This is a genomic window from Echinicola soli (genome assembly GCF_006575665.1).
GTDB lineage: Bacteria > Bacteroidota > Bacteroidia > Cytophagales > Cyclobacteriaceae > Echinicola > Echinicola soli.
Map to the genome: position 1 here is coordinate 3,667,003 of NZ_CP041253.1, position 14,710 is coordinate 3,681,712.

Consider the following 14,710-nt stretch of genomic DNA (forward strand, 5'->3'; position numbering starts at 1 on the left):
AAAGGAAACCAAAATAGCTTCCTTTTTCTTTCTAAATCTAATATTAGGGGTTTATTGATTATACTTTTTCCTTGTCCATTAGTTGGCTTAATTGTTCCGCCACAGCTGCTTGGAGGCCTTCGACTTTGGTGAGGTCCGTGTCCCAAAAATTGATGTTTTTCAGGACTTCGTTCGCCACTTGGTCGAGATCATGGCTTTCCCAAATAGTCTTGAAGTAATTGATGATTTCTTCATCGTCCTGTACTGGGGTGGCTTCACCATTATAGCTGCCTTTATAGAAAACGATCAGAGCAGCGAGTGAGCGTACCAGATTTGGTGGCAATTGGCCTTTTCGGTCCACATATTCCAAAAGGGAAGGCAATAGCCTTACCTTAAACTTAGAGATGGAGTTCAAGGCGATGGAACTCAAAAGGTGTTTCACAAATGGATTCTTGAAGCGGTCCATCACGTCATTGGCAAACTGCTCCAGCTCTTCCTTGGGAAGGTCCAGGGTAGGGATGATTTCACCTTGGATGGTTTCGTTCAGGAATGGCCCTATGACCGGATCTTCGACGGATTCCCTTACGGTTCTCAGACCATGGAGATAGGCTACAGGTACCAAAGAGGTGTGGGCGCCGTTTAGTATCCTTACTTTTCTGGTCCTGTATGGGGATTGGTCTTTGACGAATTTCACTTCCAGTCCAGCTTCTTCTGCGGGGAATTCCGCTTTGACGGTATCTGGCCCTTCGATCACCCACAAGTGGAAAGGCTCTGCTTTTACCACCAAATTGTCCTCAAAACCAATGTTTTCTTGGATCTCCTTGATGGTCTCTTTGGGGAATCCAGGGACGATCCTGTCCACCAAGGTGTTGGAGAAGGTGTTTGCCTCATTGATCCATTGGATAAAGCCATTTGGCAGCCGCCATAGGGACGCGTATTGAAGAATGATCTCTTTTAGCTTGGCACCGTTTTTATCGATCAGCTCACAAGGAATGATATGAAGTCCTTTGGACTTGTCACCGTTAAACGTATCAAAACGCCTGTAAAGTAGAGCGGTCAGTTTACCGGGGAATGAACCGGGAAGTTTCTCCCTGTCATCATCTTCCGGATTATAAGCGATGCCTGCTTCCGTGGTGTTGGAAACGACAAATCTCAAATCTGGATTTTCGGCCAGCTTCAGGTACACTTCATAACTTTCATAAGGGTTGACCGCTCCTCTCACACAAGTGATCAGGCGGGTTTCCTCTTTGGCTTCACCTTTTTGGATGCCGCTGAGCTGTACATGATAGAGACCTTCTTGATCATTGATCATTTTGCCCAGGCCATGTTGGATAGGCTGTACCAACTGCACGTCACCGTTGAAGTCGGTTTTTTCGTTCATGGTGTCGATGATCCAGTCCACAAAGCCTCTTAAAAAGTTGCCTTCCCCAAACTGGAGGACTTTTACGGGCCTTTCTGTAAGCCCTTCGACATGTTGTCTGTTAAGTGTTTTCATGTGTTTATAATTGTTTTTTCAGCGATCATCCCTATGACTTTGGGACATGCTATGGAACCTTTGACGACCAATCCAATCTTTCTCCAAGAGGTCTAATGATGGTATTGGCCGTATCGGTTTCATGGTTTATCGTGAATTTCTATTGTTCAAACTCAAAGTAGTTTTTGGCATTGTGATAGCAAATATCACTGACAATCTTGCCGAGCCACTTCTCATCGGCAGGTAGTTCGCCATTTTCGACATCCTTGCCGATCAAGTTACAAAGCGTTCTTCGGAAATACTCGTGTCTTGGGAAGGAAAGGAAGCTTCTGGAGTCGGTAAGCATTCCCACGAAGCAACTTAACAGTCCCATATTGGAAAGTGCATTCATCTGTTTTTCCATACCATCCTTTTGGTCAAGAAACCACCAGCCAGAGCCGAACTGAACTTTGCCACGGATGGAGCCATCGTTGAAGTTGCCGATCATGGTCGCCAATACTTCATTGTCTCTTGGGTTGAGGTTATAAAGGATTGTTTTGGTCAGCTGGTCAGTGCTGTCCAGTTGGTTGAGGAATTTGGAAATGGCCTTGGCCTGAGAGAAATCGCCAATGGAGTCAAAGCCCGTGTCCGGCCCCAAAATACGGAGCATCCGTTCATTGGTATTTCTTAGTGCTCCCAAATGATATTGCTGTGTCCAGCCTTTTGCATGGTACATGTGGCTGAGGTGAAGCAATGTCTCAAACTTGAAGTATTGGATTTCCTCTATAGTGAGTGGCTTTTGTTCCGATAGTTTTTTGAACAGGTCTTCTGCGCTATAATGGCCCATATTGAAGAAGTAAAGCTGCTCCAGCCCGTGATCAGAAAGCCTGCCCCCATGGTCATGGAAAAATGCTATTCGGTTTTCCAACGCTGCCAAAAGGTCCCCGTATTTGTTGATGGACACCCCACTGGCTTCTTGGAGTTTTTCCAAGTAGGCCATGTAATCGGCAGGGTTTTCTACCGCATATGCCTTGTCAGGTCTGAAAGCAGGGAAGAGATTAGGTTTGGTTCCGTCTTTTTTGGCTTTTACATGGTATTCCAAGCTATCGATAGGATCGTCGGTGGAGCAAACCGTTTCCACATTCATTTGACTTAATAGTCCCTGGGTATGGTGAGAAGGTTGCTGGAGCAAATCGGTGGCTTTTTGATAAATACTATCAGCGGTATCAGGACTGAGTAGTTCCTCGATGCCAAAGTATCTTTTCAGCTCAAGATGTGTCCAGTGATAAAGTGGATTTCTTAAGGTATACGGAACGGTTTCGGCCCACTTTTGGAATTTCTCCTTGTCGGTAGATGCTTTTCCGGTAATGTACTTTTCATCAATGCCAAGTGTTCGCATGGCACGCCACTTATAGTGGTCTCCGGCAAGCCAGATTTCGGTGAGATTTTTAAATATTCTATTTTCAGCAATGTCCTTGGGAGACAAATGGCAGTGATAATCTATGATAGGCAGTTTTTTGGCATAGTCATGATAAAGAACCTGTGCAAATTCACTTTGCAATAGAAAATCATCTGACAGGAAAGTTTTGTTTGATTTGCGCAATCGATTGCTCACTTGGTCCAACATATACTTTTTTTTGGTTTTTTTATTTTCAAAAGATCTAAATTATTTATCTACAGGTTGATTTACTTTCCGCATAGATGATTCTCTGATGATCAGCTCAGGCTTGAGTACGGTTTTTTGCGGAACGTATTTTTTTGGATCGGCTTTGAGAAGTTCGAAGAATAATTCAGCCGCGACATTTCCCATCGGGATACTCACCTGATCCACCGTGGTCAGGGAAGGGGTGGTGAAAGACGTAAAGGGTTCATTTCCAAAGCCTGCCAAGCCCACTTCTTCTGGAACGTTGATGTTCTTTTCTTTGAGCATTTGCAAGGCGCCCATGGCCGCGTAGTCACTGGAAGAAAAAATGGCATCAAAATCCAGGTGCTTATCGAGCATCTTCAATACGGACTTCTGTCCATCTTCCAATTGCATATTACTTTCTATTACCAAGTTTTTGTCGAAGGGAATCCCATTATCACGAAGTGCATCGGTATAGCCTCGAAGCCTTTCGCTATAGATATTGATTTTTCGCGGGTTGGTAAAATGGGCAATTTTTTTGTACCCACTTTCTATGAGATGCTCCACTGTTTTGTATGCACCCATGTAGTCATCAATGACCACTTGGTTAACTTCCACATCATCAGTGATCCTATCAAATAATACCAAGGGGATACTCTTTTCCACTATGCGCTCCAAGTGTTCGAAATCTTCCGTGTTTTTCCCGATGGACATGATGATACCGTCTACACGAGCACTGAGAAGGGTGTCTACGATCTGGACTTCTTGCTCAAAGTTTTCGTAAGATTGGCTGATGATCACTTTATAGTTTAACTGATTGGCGATTTCCTCGATTCCCCTGACCACGGAAGAAAAGAAATTTCTGTTGGCCGTAGGGACGATTATCCCGATCAATCTGCTCCTTCCATTTCTGAGAGCCGCAGCAATATTGTTTGGTTGATAATTAATATCCTTCGCAGTTTTGTTGACCAGCTTTTTGGTGGCATCACTTATCCTCGGATGGTTGTTCAGCGCACGAGAAACCGTACTGGCTGTAATGCCTAACTTGGAAGCTATATCATGGATCGTCGCTTTCTTTCTCTTATTCATTTTTTCCGAACTGGTTGCCAAAACCTCAAATTTAAGACAATTCTTTCAATTTTATGGCAAATGTCTAAACCGGGTGATAATCACCTGTTTTTGGCATGTTTTGGTTATTAAGGGTTGTTGTTTTAGTACGTATTTGTCCTAAAATATAATGTAATCGTTTGCGCAATATAGTTTTTTATTTGAACTATAGCCAAGTAATATCTGTAATATTTTTTTATTGGAGAATGGTCGTTTTAAAGTATAATGATGGTTAATTATATTTATTTCCTACTTTTTAAAATAATTTTATCGATTATTTAGGATAAAGTTTTAATGTGTGAAAAAAAATAATTAAATATGCAATCGATTGCTCAAAGTAGTGAAGATGATGATTTGGTAGAGGAGGCGGATCACACTAAGTGACTGAGCAATCGTGAATTTGTTTTGAATGTAATTAGTTTAGGGTTAATGATGTGAAATGTCCCCTTCGCTTGAGGGGGACTTTTCAAATTACTCCCAAGACGAAAGCGCAAGAAGATAAATCAATTGACTATAAAACCCCAGAATGATGAAAAACCTAAGAAATAGTTTTAGCACCAGCTGTCTGCAATTTTTTAAGGTGTTGTTTAAGCTGCCAACAGCGACCGTTGTACCCGTCCCAGTAAGATCAGTGCGTAATAATTTCGACCGATTCTCTTAACCGATCGAAACCCTTGTTTTCTTACATTTTCCATTCATTTAACCTTTTGCCTCATGATTAAGCGCAATCAAAATCTACTGAGTAAAGCTCTTCCCGTAGTATTAGCATCCATTGTATTATTGTCCTGTTCCTCTAAAAAATCTTCCGAAACAGAAGAAACTGTTCAAATCACGGAAGAACAACAGGCTTATTCTACATGGATGGCAGATGCTGAAATTAAGAGAAATCCCGAAGGCTGGACATTAGACTTTAATGAGAAGCCAAAATGGGAATACACGCATGGATTGGTCATGACCGCCATGGAGGAAGTGTACGAAAAGACAAATGATCAAAAATACCTCGATTATATAGTGAATTTTGCAGACTTTATGGTAGAAAAGGATGGTGCCATCAAGACTTATAAAAAAAGTGATTATAACATTGATAGGGTCAATGGAGGCCGTTTTTTGATTGGACTATATGATGAGACGAAAGTGGAGAAGTATAAGCTTGCCATCGAGGAGCTGCGTGATCAGATGCGTGATCATCCCAGAACTTCCGAAGGCGGATTTTGGCACAAAAAGCGCTATCCGCACCAAATGTGGTTGGACGGTCTGTATATGGGCTCACCCTTTCTGGCGCGTTATGCAGCAGAATTTGATGAACCGGCACTGTTTGATGATGTAGCCAACCAGATTTACCTGATGGACAAATATGGCTACAGTGAAGAAACAGGCTTATATCACCATGCCTGGGACGAAAGCAAAGAACAGAAGTGGGCTGATCCAGAAACTGGACTCTCCACGAACTATTGGGGGAGAAGCATTGGGTGGTTTAGCATGGCCGTGGTAGATGTGCTGGATTATCTTCCTGTAGATCATCCCAAAAGGGACATGATCATCGGGGTAGCCCAAAAAATAGCCGCTGGTATCATTCGATACCAAGATGAGACGGGTGTTTGGTATCAAGTGTTAGATCAGGGTGAACGTAAAGGAAATTATTTGGAATCATCTTGCTCAAGCATGTTTACCTATTTTCTTTTGAAAGGGGTGGACAAAGGGTACCTGGACAAAAAATACTTGGCGTATGGTCAAAAGGCGTATCAAGGACTGCTGGATGAATTTATCCGTGAAGATGCAGATGGTGGCATCAGTATCACCAATGTCTGCGCAGTAGCCGGCCTCGGAGGAGATCCTTATCGTGATGGTTCTTACGAGTACTACATCAGTGAGCCCCAAAGGGACAATGACCCTAAAGGGGTCGGGCCTTTTATCTTGGCTTCCTTACAACATGAAGCATTAAAATGACCAAGGTTACTGAATATTTATTAATTTCCATGCTTTACCAAACCATAACCGCAATTCTTATCGCATGTCAAATAAAGAAGTAACCTATATTAAGTACCTATTAATTTTGTCCTTTTGCCTGATGGCTCCGCTTGCGCAGGCACAGGGATATGATATTACAGTAGCCAAAGATGGTTCCGGCGACTTTGCTACCATTCAAGAGGCATTTAATAGTGTCCCTGATTTTAGAAAATCCGTAACGCGAATATTCCTGGAGCCAGGAAAGTACAAAGAGAAGTTAACCTTGGCTTCGACAAAGACAAATGTACATTTGATAGGAAGTGATGCTTCCAACACGATCGTTACATACGACGATTATGCTTCCAAGGAAAATAAATATGGCGAAGAAATGGGAACCACTGGTTCAAGTTCCTTTTTTGTTTTTGGAGACGGGTTCTTAGCCAAGGATATCACCTTCGAAAACGCATCCGGTCCTGTAGGCCAAGCTGTAGCCGTGAGGGTCGATGGTGATAAGGTGATATTTGAAAATTGCAGGTTTTTAGGCTATCAGGACACGCTTTATCCTCATGGAAAGAACAGTAGACAGTACTATAAAAATTGCTACATCGAAGGGACAACAGATTTTATCTTCGGGTGGTCTACGGCCGTTTTTGAAGAATGTGAAATTTTCTCCAAGGATGGCGGAAGTTACATTACAGCAGCTTCCACAGATAAGGGGAGCCTCCATGGTTTTGTGTTTATCAAATGTAAGCTGACCAGTGACGCACCCGAGAAGAGTGTTTATCTAGGACGACCATGGCGCGATTATGCCCAGACGGTGTTTATCAGCTGTGAAATGGGTGCGCATGTTAAGCCTGAAGGGTGGCATAATTGGGGGAAGCCTTCAGCAGAGGAAAACTGTTTTTATGCAGAGTTTCGTTCTTACGGCCCCGGGGCGGCTCCTGATGACAGGGTAATGTGGTCATGGCAGCTTACTCCCGATATAGGCAAAGCCTACACGGTCGAAAATATCCTTAGCGGAGATGATGACTGGAATCCTCAAGAGGTCCTCCAAGCTGAAAAGGAAGATTAGGGATGATTGAAGACCAGAGAACAGAGAATTAACAGAACCAAAATAAATAACCCATTCATGAAATTATTCAGACCAATTTTGGCCGGATTAGCTTTCGGTATAGGAAGTACCATGTCTGTTTTTGCACAGGATAGCAGCCCTTCGGGAGTATGGGTGGCAGACCAGGGAGATGGCACTTATATCAATCCTATCATTCATGCAGATTATTCAGATCCAGACCTTTGCAGGGTAGGAGACGATTTTTATATGACCGCTTCGAGCTTTAATGTGGCTCCTGGACTTCCGATTTTACATTCTAAAGATTTGGTAAACTGGGAATTGGTGGGGCATGCACTGGATCGTCAAGTGCCATTGGATCATTTCAGTAAACCTCAGCACGGCAACGGTATATGGGCTCCGGCGATCAGGTATCATGAAGGCGAATATTATATCTATTGGGGTGATCCTGATTTTGGAATTTATATGGTGAAGACCAAGGATCCCGCAGGCGAATGGGAAGCCCCCGTTTTGGTGGAAGCCGGAAAGGGACTGATTGACCCGTGCCCGTTATGGGATGAAGATGGCAATGCCTATCTGTCCCATGCTTTTGCAGGAAGCCGTGCAGGTATCAAAAGTGTCTTGGTCGTAAAACCATTGAGTGCTGACGGTACCGAAACCACAGGGGAAGGTAAGATTGTCTTCGATGGCCATGAGGACCAACCTACTGTAGAAGGCACTAAATTCTACAAGCGTAACGGCTACTATTATATTTTTGCACCAGCAGGTGGTGTATCGACAGGCTGGCAATTGATCCTACGTTCAAAGAATCCTTACGGCCCCTATCAAGAGCACATTTCACTGGAACAAGGAGCTACGGACATCAATGGTCCCCACCAAGGTGGCTGGGTGAGCCTCGAAAGTGGAGAAGACTGGTTTGTTCATTTTCAGGATAAGGAAGCTTACGGCCGGATCGTCCACATGCAGCCGATGACCTGGGAAAATGACTGGCCCACCATGGGAGAAGACGAAGATGGTGACGGTACAGGAGAGCCGGTGATGCGTTATAAGAAGCCAGATGTTGGCAAAAGTCACCCTGTCGCCACAGTAGATGATTCGGATGAATTTGAAGGAAATGACATCGGACTGCAGTGGCAATGGCATGCCAATCCAAAGGCAACATGGGCTTTTGCCAATCCGGCTAAAGGGATGCTCCGACTGTACACCGATCAGCTTCCCGAAGATGCAGAAAACCTTTGGGCAGCATCAAATTTACTTTTGCAGAAATTTCCAGCCGAAGAATTTACCACGACAACCGAATTAACATTCCATCCAAATGAAAAGCTCCAAAATGAAAAAGTTGGCTTTATCGTCATGGGAATGAGCTATGCTTACCTGGCCTTAGAGAGTGCCGAAGATGGCGTCTATTTGAAATACGTAGAATGCGATGACGCCGAGCATGGTAAAGCTGAAAAGGAAACCATCATTAAGAAGTTATCCGATCATACGGTGCAGCTTCGGGTGACGGTAAAAGAAGGAGCGGTTTGCCAATTTGCCTTCAGTGAGGATGGTGAGACGTTCACCGCCATTGATGATACTTTTACAGCTGTCCCAGGAAAATGGATAGGTGCTAAAGTGGGGCTTTTTGCTGTCAGAGATGAAAAAATTAATGACTCAGGATACGCGGATGTAGACTGGTTTAGGTTTTCGAAGTGATGGTGAAAATGGAAAAACATGCGCGCCGGGGTGTAATGGACTAGTATAGAATTGAAAAAATAACGTTAGCGACTTCTTCCGGTAATTCTTAAAGTGGAAAGATATTAAGTATTGAACGTTGATATGGAGCTAGCAATAATAAACCCATGAATAATGAAAAAACAGTATAAAAGTATATTTCTGATTTCAGCCTTGGCAGTACTCACAAGTTTGGTGCAGGCAAGGCAGATCGACCCCGTGCTAGATGATATTTATGAAGGGGTGGAGATTAAGATGCCCAAAGTACAGCTTCCGTCTTTCCCAGACCGTGCAGTAAGTATTGCTGATTTTGGAGCAAAAGGAGATGGTATGGTGAAAAATACCGAGGCTTTTGCCAAAGCCATCGACGAAGTAGTACAAGCAGGCGGCGGGAGAGTGATCGTTCCGAGGGGAATTTGGCTTACCGGTCCCATCACGCTTAAGAGCAATACGAACTTGCATCTTGAAGATGGTGCATTGGTGCTATTTAGTAGGGATTTTGATGACTATCCATTGGTAAAGACCAGTTTTGAAGGCTTGAACACGGTGCGGTGCATTTCGCCCATCAATGCCCTTGAAGCTGAAAATATTGCCATTACCGGCACTGGAGTGATCGATGGAAATGGTGATGCTTGGCGTCCAGTAAAAAAAGGCAAGATGACCGCTGGCCAGTGGGATAAGCTCGTTAGATCAGGAGGTGTGCTTTCTGATGATAAAAAAATGTGGTTTCCCACCGCCAAGTCAAAGAAAGGATATACAAGCAGTACCAATTTTAATGTGCCTGATTTGATCAGCGAAAATGAACTGGCTTCCGTAAAAGATTTCCTGCGCCCCGTGATGGTCAGTTTAGTGAAGTGTAATAAGGTACTTTTGGATGGCCCGACCTTCCAGAATTCCCCAGCATGGAACATTCATCCGCTGATGAGTGAAAATGTGGTCATTCGTAACCTTAATGTTAGGAATCCTTGGTACAGCCAAAATGGTGATGGACTGGACCTTGAGTCTTGCAAGAACGCTCTGATTTATAATAATACATTCGATGTGGGAGATGATGCCATTTGCTTTAAGTCTGGAAAGAATGAAGATGGACGTGATAGAGGGATGCCTACGGAAAATGTCATTGTTAAAAACAATACTGTTTACCATGCCCATGGTGGGTTCGTAGTAGGCAGCGAAATGTCAGGAGGGGTGAAAAATATACATGTATCCCATTGCACCTTCATCGGTACGGATGTTGGGCTGAGGTTTAAAAGTACCCGTGGCAGAGGGGGAGTAGTGGAAAATATCCATATTTCTGATATTGACATGATCAATATTCCCACAGATGCGATACGTTTTAACATGTTTTATGGTGGCAACTCACCTGTACTAGAGGAAGACCAGGATGCAGAAGATGAAGCTAGGAATGAGGCCATTGTGCCTGTGACCGAAGAGACACCTGCTTTTAGAAATATTTACATGAAAAACATTAGAGCCACAGGTTCAGGAACTGCTGCTTTTTTCATGGGATTGCCGGAGAAGAGTTTGGAAAATGTGCGCCTTGAAAATGCACTGTTGGAAGCAAAAAACGGTATCACAGTGATTGATACTGATGGGTTGATATTGAAAAATGTCCAAGTGAAAGCCGAGAGAACTTCTGCATTGACCGTTTACAACAGCAAGAATGTCAATGTCAGTGGATTTACCTTTGAAGAAAATGGCAAGACCCCTGTCAGGATATTAGGAAAACTTACCAATGCAATTCAGCTTGACAAGGCTGATTTTTCAACTATAAATGAACAGGTATCAAAAGGTAATGATTTACCTGCCAACGCACTAAAAATTAAATAAAGATGAATAAAAAAATCGGTTTTATACTGTCTTTTGTTACTATCGCAGGTTTTCTCTTTTCTTTTGTGCCAAAGGACGGAGAGATTACCATATTTATGATTGGCGATAGTACGATGGCCAATAAACCCTATTCTGGCAGTAATCCAGAAAAGGGTTGGGGGCAGGTTTTTGGCTTATATTTTACAGCGGGTGTTCAGGTAGAAAACCATGCCCTCAATGGCAGAAGCACCAAGAGCTTTAGAGACGAAGGACATTGGGATAAGGTATATCAGTCCATACAGCCAGGCGATTATGTGATTATTGAATTTGGTCATAATGACCAAAAGTCCAAATCTCCAGAAAGGTATGCAGCACCCAATACAGATTACAGGAATAATTTGATTCGCTATATAGAAGAGACGTATGAAAAAGGTGGTAAGCCTGTATTGGCCACGCCCATCTCCAGAAGGAGTTATGAAAATGGTATCCTGGTGGATACTCATGGACGATATTCGGAAGTGGTAAGGGAAGTGGCTGAAGAGTACCATATCCCTCTTTTTGATTTGCATAAGAAAACGGTGGAAGTGATTGAGCAGTTTGGTGAGGAAAAATCCAAGGAACTCTTCCTGCATTATAAGCCTGGCGATTATGAACGGTTCAAAGATGGACAAGATGATAATACCCACCTCAGCCCAACAGGGGCATTTAAGGTATGTGACCTTGCAGTGGCTGAGCTGAAAAAGGAATTACCTGAATTGGTGATGTTTCTGAAAGATTGAAGTATCAAGATAAGAGTCCTCTGTTCCCGATTTGGGTTGTGAGCATCCCTTTTGGGTGATATGGAAATAATGATAAAGTAGGATTAGTCCTATTTTGCCAGCTTTTGGGTTGAAGATGAAAAAACACTAATAAAATGAGAAATACAATGAAGCTCCTTTTATGCCTACTGCCGCTTATGCTTGGATTTCAGCCTAGGGAAACAATTACAACCGTGTACTTGATTGGAGATTCTACCATGGCGGATTATCGTGATAATTATGATCATGGAAAGGATTATATGAAAACCCGTTATCCAGTAACTGGATGGGGGCAGGTATTTCAGCCATTTATGGAAAAGGGGAATTTACCCCATCTAAGTGGGCTGATAACTGGAGATTCCGTTGTGGTGGATGATAGAGCGAGAGGTGGACGGAGCACCCGCACCTTCTTCGAAGAAGGAAGGTGGCGTAAAATTTATGAAAACCTGCGACCAGGCGATCTGGTGCTGATGCAGTTTGGGCATAATGATGCTGCTGAAAATAAACCGGAGCGATATGTGACTACGGAAGGATACAAGGAATATATACGTCTTTTTGTTTCTCAGGCCAGAGAGAAAGGCGGAATTCCCATAATCATAACCCCAGTTAACAGGAATTACCCTTGGAAGGATGGCATTCTCCAAAATGTACATGGTGAATATTATAAGGCTGCTGTAGAAGTTGCTGAAGAGAAGGATGCATTGCTGATTGATTTGACCCGGTTATCCATGGAGCATTTTACAGAGATGGGTAAGGATTATGTTACTGAAAATTACTTTATGAATTTTGGTCCGGGACTGTATGAGGCCTATCCAGAAGGAAGTAATGATAACACCCATTTTCAGCCGGAAGGGGCTAAGGCAGTAGCACGTTTGGTCTATGAGGCCATGACTTCACTTGAAAGATAGGTTTACTGACCTATCGAATTGGGTTTACCACTACAAAAGAAATAATGATGGCTCATTTTAAATCGATTTTTGTTTTATTCCTCTTATGTTGGTGTTTTACTTCTGTAAACGCCCAGCATGTAAATTCGTATCCCAAGGATGGAAAAGTGCGTGACCTCAAGGGGAAAGTCCAAGAAGATATTGTGGTCGCAAAGGATGGTACAGGTGACTTTTTGTATATAGCCGACGCACTGGAGGCCATTAGAGTTTACTTGCCTAAACCCATTACAGTCTACATTAAAGAGGGGGTATACAAGGAAAAACTGGAAATTCCCGGCACCATTACCAATGTAACATTCAGGGGTGATGGACCTGAAAAAACCATCATCACCTATGATGATCATACGGGAAAAAATTACATGGATACATTTGATTCCTACACATTGCTTGTATGGGGGAATAGCCTGAGGTTTCAGGATCTGACCATTCAGAATACTGCAGGATCCGTGGGGCAGGCAGTAGCCCTTCATGCAGAGGGAGACCGATTGGTGTTCGAAAATTGCCATTTTAGAGGTGATCAAGATACCATGTTTGCCTCAGGTGAAAATAGCCGGCAATACTATAAAGACTGCTATATCGAAGGGACTACTGATTTTATCTTTGGATCAGCTACTGCGCTTTTTGATAATTGTGAAATTCATTCTAAGTCAAATTCCTACATTACAGCCGCTTCCACTCCAGAATGGGTGAATTATGGATATGTGTTTAAGGACTGTAAGTTAACTGCTGCAGCGGGAGTGGACAAGGTTTTCTTGGGCAGGCCATGGCGGGATTATGCCAAAACGGTGTTTATCAATTGTAAAATGGAGGATCATGTCGTGGCTGAAGGCTGGAATGACTGGGGGCGTCCTCAAGTAAAGGAGACTACCTATTATGGAGAATTTGGCTCTACAGGCCCTGGTGCCAACAGCTCCCAACGAGTAGATTGGGCTCATCAACTTTCAGCGGAAGAAGCAAAACAATATACTGCTGAGAATATCTTCACTGGACAAACATCGCAAACCAATGCGTACGGCTTTCCTTGGTATGGCTATCAAATAGACAGTTCATTTAACCTTGAAGATTCCTATAACCAACTACAGAAGCATTTTCCTGACATCCAACCTGTCCGGAATACAGCCGTGGCTGGTGTGATAGAAGACAATGTAGACTATAAGGATTTAGGGTACAGGCGGTTGAAAATGGATGTTTTTTACCCTGAGCACAGACAGAAGGATAGACTTCCTGGCATCCTCATGGTACATGGAGGAGGGTGGCGTTCTGGTCATCGTTCGTTACAGGCACCGATGGCCAAAGCACTGGCAAAGAAAGGTTATGTGACGGCTGTAATGGATTACAGACTTTCTTTAGAGGCGCCATATCCTGCTGGCGTATATGATGTGAAAGATGCTATCAAATGGTTAAAATCGCATGCCGAAAAATTTGGACTGGATACCAATAGAGTGGCCATTTCAGGTGGATCAGCAGGAGGACAGCTGGCCGCCTTGGTTGCCATGACCAACGGAAGAGAAGCATATGAATCTCCTTCCTCTGGCCTAACGGCTTCTGCCAGCGTCCATGCACTGATCGATATGGATGGTGTTTTGGCATTTCATCATCCGGAATCTTCCGAGGGGACAGTAGCCGCAGAGTGGCTGGGCGGTACTTATGAGGAAGTTCCAGAGATTTGGGACCAAGCATCTGCTTTACATCAACTAGGAGAAGTGGCCGTCCCTTCACTATTCCTTAACAGTCAATACCCTCGGTTTCATGCAGGGCAAGATGATATGATCAAGAAGCTGGACAAACTTGGTGTGTATAGTGAAGTCCATACTTTTGAGGCATGTCCACATCCCTTTTGGCTGTTCCGGCCGTGGTTCGGAACTACTGTGAATTTCGTAGATGGATTTTTACAAAAGGTGTGGTAAAAGTGCCTTTTTTTTCGAATTTACGGAATCGATTCCGTAAAAGGTAATCGATTGCACTACATTGAATCGATTTAGTATTTATCAAACTGTCGAATGATATACTTATGATCTATTATATCACTGTTTATGGTCAAATTAGATTTTTATATGGTAATTTGTAATAATTGTGAAATTAATTTGTATGTATAAAAATTATTAATTAATATGCAATCGATTGCGCATAGTTAGTGTAATAACACTTGAGCATAGTCAATTAGATTAATAAACCCTTAATTAAGATAACCATGATAAATCCTCATTTATTTCCCTTCCCCGAGGTAAGATCAACACGCTGTACACCTAGATTTCAATTCAGGAA

Annotated in this window: 10 protein-coding genes; 7 read left to right on the forward strand and 3 right to left on the reverse strand. The window is 43.1% G+C overall.

The features are described from left to right. Window positions 1–58 precede the first annotated feature (58 nt). From FKX85_RS14530 to FKX85_RS14540, 3 genes are all read right to left on the reverse strand, one after another. Complete coding sequence (locus FKX85_RS14530) at window positions 59–1,474, reverse strand: tagaturonate reductase (RefSeq protein WP_141615425.1); 1,416 nt, start codon at window positions 1,472–1,474, stop codon at window positions 59–61. A 139-nt stretch (window positions 1,475–1,613) separates the two neighbouring features. Continuing rightward, window positions 1,614–3,059, reverse strand: a complete 1,446-nt coding sequence (uxaC, locus tag FKX85_RS14535; RefSeq protein ID WP_141615426.1) for a glucuronate isomerase — start codon at window positions 3,057–3,059, stop codon at window positions 1,614–1,616. A gap of 39 nt (window positions 3,060–3,098) precedes the next feature. Further along, window positions 3,099–4,145: a LacI family DNA-binding transcriptional regulator gene (locus tag FKX85_RS14540; RefSeq protein WP_141615427.1), complete on the reverse strand. Its 1,047-nt coding sequence runs from the start codon at window positions 4,143–4,145 to the stop codon at window positions 3,099–3,101. A 732-nt stretch (window positions 4,146–4,877) separates the two neighbouring features. Between FKX85_RS14540 and FKX85_RS14545 the strand changes: the two genes are divergently transcribed. The 7 genes from FKX85_RS14545 to FKX85_RS14575 all read left to right on the forward strand — a co-directional run bounded on the left by FKX85_RS14545 (window position 4,878) and on the right by FKX85_RS14575 (window position 14,352). Continuing rightward, window positions 4,878–6,110, forward strand: coding sequence for a glycoside hydrolase family 88/105 protein (locus FKX85_RS14545; RefSeq protein WP_141615428.1), 1,233 nt, complete (start codon window positions 4,878–4,880; stop codon window positions 6,108–6,110). Between the two features lie 64 nt (window positions 6,111–6,174). Then, entirely contained in the window at window positions 6,175–7,182 is a 1,008-nt protein-coding gene (locus FKX85_RS14550) for a pectinesterase family protein (protein ID WP_141615429.1), read from the forward strand. A 57-nt stretch (window positions 7,183–7,239) separates the two neighbouring features. Further along, window positions 7,240–8,874 (forward strand): glycoside hydrolase family 43 protein, encoded by a 1,635-nt coding sequence (locus FKX85_RS14555; RefSeq protein WP_141615430.1) that lies wholly within the window; start codon window positions 7,240–7,242, stop codon window positions 8,872–8,874. A 153-nt stretch (window positions 8,875–9,027) separates the two neighbouring features. Continuing rightward, window positions 9,028–10,722, forward strand: coding sequence for a glycoside hydrolase family 28 protein (locus FKX85_RS14560; RefSeq protein WP_141615431.1), 1,695 nt, complete (start codon window positions 9,028–9,030; stop codon window positions 10,720–10,722). 2 nt (window positions 10,723–10,724) lie between these two features. Then, on the forward strand, window positions 10,725–11,480 hold the full coding sequence (locus FKX85_RS14565; RefSeq protein WP_141615432.1) for a rhamnogalacturonan acetylesterase: 756 nt from the start codon (window positions 10,725–10,727) through the stop codon (window positions 11,478–11,480). A gap of 134 nt (window positions 11,481–11,614) precedes the next feature. Beyond that, window positions 11,615–12,406: a rhamnogalacturonan acetylesterase gene (locus FKX85_RS14570; protein WP_141615433.1), complete on the forward strand. Its 792-nt coding sequence runs from the start codon at window positions 11,615–11,617 to the stop codon at window positions 12,404–12,406. A gap of 146 nt (window positions 12,407–12,552) precedes the next feature. Then, the gene (locus FKX85_RS14575) at window positions 12,553–14,352 is read left to right on the forward strand and encodes a pectinesterase family protein (RefSeq protein WP_229239632.1); all 1,800 of its coding nucleotides are present in this window, start codon (window positions 12,553–12,555) and stop codon (window positions 14,350–14,352) included. Window positions 14,353–14,710 lie beyond the last annotated feature (358 nt).

Excerpts from the sequence above, each read along its gene's own strand:
- FKX85_RS14530 (WP_141615425.1), bottom strand. The coding sequence starts at position 1,474 with ATGAAAACACTTAACAGACAACATGTCGAAGGGCTTACAGAAAGGCCC.
- uxaC (WP_141615426.1), bottom strand. The coding sequence starts at position 3,059 with ATGTTGGACCAAGTGAGCAATCGATTGCGCAAATCAAACAAAACTTTC.
- FKX85_RS14540 (WP_141615427.1), bottom strand. The coding sequence starts at position 4,145 with ATGAATAAGAGAAAGAAAGCGACGATCCATGATATAGCTTCCAAGTTA.
- FKX85_RS14545 (WP_141615428.1), top strand. The coding sequence starts at position 4,878 with ATGATTAAGCGCAATCAAAATCTACTGAGTAAAGCTCTTCCCGTAGTA.
- FKX85_RS14550 (WP_141615429.1), top strand. The coding sequence starts at position 6,175 with ATGTCAAATAAAGAAGTAACCTATATTAAGTACCTATTAATTTTGTCC.
- FKX85_RS14555 (WP_141615430.1), top strand. The coding sequence starts at position 7,240 with ATGAAATTATTCAGACCAATTTTGGCCGGATTAGCTTTCGGTATAGGA.
- FKX85_RS14560 (WP_141615431.1), top strand. The coding sequence starts at position 9,028 with ATGAAAAAACAGTATAAAAGTATATTTCTGATTTCAGCCTTGGCAGTA.
- FKX85_RS14565 (WP_141615432.1), top strand. The coding sequence starts at position 10,725 with ATGAATAAAAAAATCGGTTTTATACTGTCTTTTGTTACTATCGCAGGT.
- FKX85_RS14570 (WP_141615433.1), top strand. The coding sequence starts at position 11,615 with ATGAGAAATACAATGAAGCTCCTTTTATGCCTACTGCCGCTTATGCTT.